The sequence below is a fragment of the Pseudomonas sp. NPDC087804 genome, assembly GCF_044742965.1.
In the GTDB taxonomy this organism is placed as follows: domain Bacteria; phylum Pseudomonadota; class Gammaproteobacteria; order Pseudomonadales; family Pseudomonadaceae; genus Aquipseudomonas; species Aquipseudomonas rustica.
In genome coordinates, this window is sequence record NZ_JBIUVN010000002.1 from 367878 (window position 1) to 371246 (window position 3369).

The 3369-nt window shown below is 59.8% G+C and carries 2 protein-coding genes; both read right to left on the reverse strand.

The window, feature by feature from the left end:
• Positions 1-587: 587 nt before the first annotated feature.
• The gene (gene nuoN, locus ACIOMO_RS08680; protein ID WP_401239963.1) at positions 588-2051 is read right to left on the reverse strand and encodes an NADH-quinone oxidoreductase subunit NuoN; all 1464 of its coding nucleotides are present in this window, start codon (positions 2049-2051) and stop codon (positions 588-590) included.
• A 7-nt stretch (positions 2052-2058) separates the two neighbouring features.
• Positions 2059-3369, reverse strand: a 1311-nt coding sequence (gene nuoM, locus ACIOMO_RS08685; RefSeq protein WP_401239965.1) for an NADH-quinone oxidoreductase subunit M, incomplete at its 5' end; no start/stop codon positions are given.

Here is a 3369-nt window from a genome sequence, read left to right on the forward strand (position 1 = left end):
GACGCCTTCGCGAGCAAGCCCAGTTCCCACAATGATCAGGGATGACCACAGAATTTGTGCACGACACATAACCCGTAGGAGCAGAGCTTGCTCGCGAAAGCGGTGGGTCAAGCAATGAAGATATTGAATGTGCCGACGCCTTCGCGGGCCCGCCCGGCTCCCACAATGATCCGGGATGGCCACAGAATTTGTGCACGACACATAACCTGTGGGAGCGAGCCTGCTCGCGAAAGCGGTGGTTCAGGCAATGAAGATGTTGAATGGGCCGACGCCTTCGCGAGCAGGCTCACTCCTACAATGATCCGGGATGGCCGCAGAATTTGTGCACGACACATAACCCGTAGGAGCAGAGCTTGCTCGCGAAAGCGGTGGGTCAAGCAATGAAGATGTTGAATGTGCCGACGCCTTCGCGAGCAGGCTCACTCCTACAATGATCCGGGATGGCCACAGAATTTGTGCACGACACATAACCCGTAGGAGCAGAGCTTGCTCGCGAAAGCGGTGGGTCAGGCAATGAAAATGTTAAATCCCACAAAAACAAAAACGGCACCCGAAGGTGCCGTTTTCATTTCTAGCCAGCCGAGCAATCAGCCCGCCAGACCCGCCTGCTGAACCAGTGTCAGCAATGGCTGCGGGTACACACCCAGGAAGAATGCGACCAGGGCGATGGCCAGCAGCATCACGCCGCCTGCCTTTTGTTCCCAGTGCAGCTGGGCGTCGTGGCGACGCAGGTTTGGTTCGATCAGGTACAGGGTGACCATCACGCGCAGGTAGTAGAAGACGCCGATGGCGCTGCCCAGCACCAGCGAACCGACCAGCCACCATTGGTGCGCTTCAACACCGGTGGCGATGATGTAGAACTTGCCGATGAAGCCAGCGGTCAGCGGAATACCGGCCAGCGACAGCATCATCACCGTCAGCACGGCGGTCAGGTACGGACGGCGCCAGAACAGGCCGCGGTATTCGTACAGGGCATCCGCGTCACGGCCGTTGTACGGCGAGGACATCAGGGTGATCACGCCGAAGGCGCCGAGGCTGGTGATCACATAAGTCACCAGGTACACGCCAATGGCTTCCACCGCCAGACCCTTGCTCGCCACCAGTGCGATCAGCAGGTAGCCGAAGTGCGCGATGGACGAGTAACCGAGCAGACGCTTGAGGTTGCTCTGGGTCAGGGCCAGCAGGTTACCGAACAGGATCGAGGCGATAGCGATAACGGTCAGCACGTCGCTCAGTACGCCACTGCTGGCAGCAGGGGAGATCTGGAACAGACGCACCATCACCGCAAACACTGCAACCTTCGACGCGGTCGCAAGAAACGCGGCCACCGGCGCCGGAGCACCTTCGTAGACGTCCGGCGTCCACAGGTGGAACGGTACCAGCGACAGCTTGAACGCCAGACCGATCAGCATCATGCCCAGGCCCAGTTGTGCCAGCGGGCTAGGCAGACCCGTCGCGGCCAGTGCCTGGCCGATACCGGTGAAGCTCAGGGAACCAGCGTCAGCGTAGAGCAGGGCCATACCGAACAACAGGAACGCGGAACCGGACGCCGACAGCACCATGTATTTGATGCCGGCTTCCAGCGAACGCTTGTTGAAGAAGGCGTAAGCCACCAGACCGTAAACCGGTACCGAGAGCAGTTCCAGACCGATGAACAAACCGGCCAGGTGCTGCGCGCTGACCAGAACCAGACCACCGGCGGCGGCCATCAGGATCAGCAAGTACAGTTCTTCACGGTTGCCCGGGTAACCCGAACCGCCATCACCCAGATAGGCGTGGGCGAGGGTAACGCAGGCGAGGGTGGCGACCAGGATCAGCGCCATGTACAGGCAGGCAAACGAGTCGATCTGCAGCAATGGGGTCACGGCCAGAGGCGCGACTTTCAGGGCAGGCAGGATCGACAACAGGGCCAGGTTCAGACCCGCCACCGAAATCAGGAAGGTCTGCGAGTGGTTGCGGCGCCAGGCGATTGCCAGCATCACCACGTTATTGGTGAGGCTGGTGATCAAGAGTGGCGCAAGCGCAATAAAGTGTTGAATCGTGATTTCCATAGCGCTCTTACCGGGCCGAAGCGAGTTGAGTGAAGGCGGTGCCGAGCCACTGCTGAACGCCATGCATCGTGGCGGCAGAAGTGTCGAGGAACGGTTGCGGGTAGACGCCGATGTAGATCAGCAACACCGCAAGGCCTAGCACCATGATCAGTTCGCGAGCGTCCATACCGTGCAGGATCGAATCCGATTTCGCCGGGCCGAAGTAAGCACGGTGGATCATGATCAGCGAGTAGACCGAACCGAACACCAGACCGGAAGTGGCAATCGCAGTAATCCACGGCCAGCTCGCGAAAGAGCCGATCAGGATCAGGAACTCACCGACAAAGTTACCGGTGCCCGGCAGACCCAAGGACGCGGCTGCGAAGAACAGGCTGATTGCCGGCAGGTAAGCGATACGCGACCACACACCGCCCATCTCACGCATGTCACGAGTGTGCAGACGCTCGTACAACTGACCGCTGAGGATAAACAGTGCCGCCGCCGACACACCGTGCGCCAGCATCTGGATCACTGCACCTTGCAGGGCCAGTTGGCTGCCGGAGTAGATGCCGATCAACACGAAACCCATGTGGGAAACGGACGAGAAGGCGATCAGACGCTTGATGTCGGTTTGCGCGAAAGCGAGGAACGCGCCGTAGAAGATACCGATCAGACCGAGGGTCATGGCGATCGGCGCGAACTCGGCCGAGGCATTCGGGAACAGCGGCAGGGCGAAACGCAGCAGGCCGTAAGCAGCGGTTTTCAGCAAGATACCGGCGAGGTCGACGGAACCTGCAGTCGGCGCCTGGGCGTGAGCATCAGGCAACCACGAGTGGAACGGTACGACTGGCAGCTTGACCGCGAAGGCGATGAAGAAGCCGAGCATCAGGATGTACTCGGTGGTCATCGACATCTTGGTTTTCAACAGGTCGGCGTAGTTGAAAGTAATCACGCCAGTGTTGTTGAAGTTGACCAGCACCAGACCGAGGATCGCCACCAGCATGATCAGGCCGGACGCCTGAGTGAAGATGAAGAACTTGGTCGCCGCGTAGATCCGGGTTTTCTTGCCGTCCGAAGAACTGTGACCCCAGAGCGCGATGAGGAAGTACATCGGCACCAGCATCATTTCCCAGAAGAAGAAGAACATGAACAGGTCGAGGGCCAGGTGCACGCTGATGCCGAAACGCGCGATCCAGATGTGCTTGAACTCAAGCGCCCAGGTCGGATCGGCGCCAGGCGCCGGGGCAAATGAATAGTCACCGTGGGCCCACAGCCAGAGGCCGAGGGCGAGTTCCAGGGTCATGGTCAACAGCGCAATCCAGCGCGGGAGGGTAGCGCC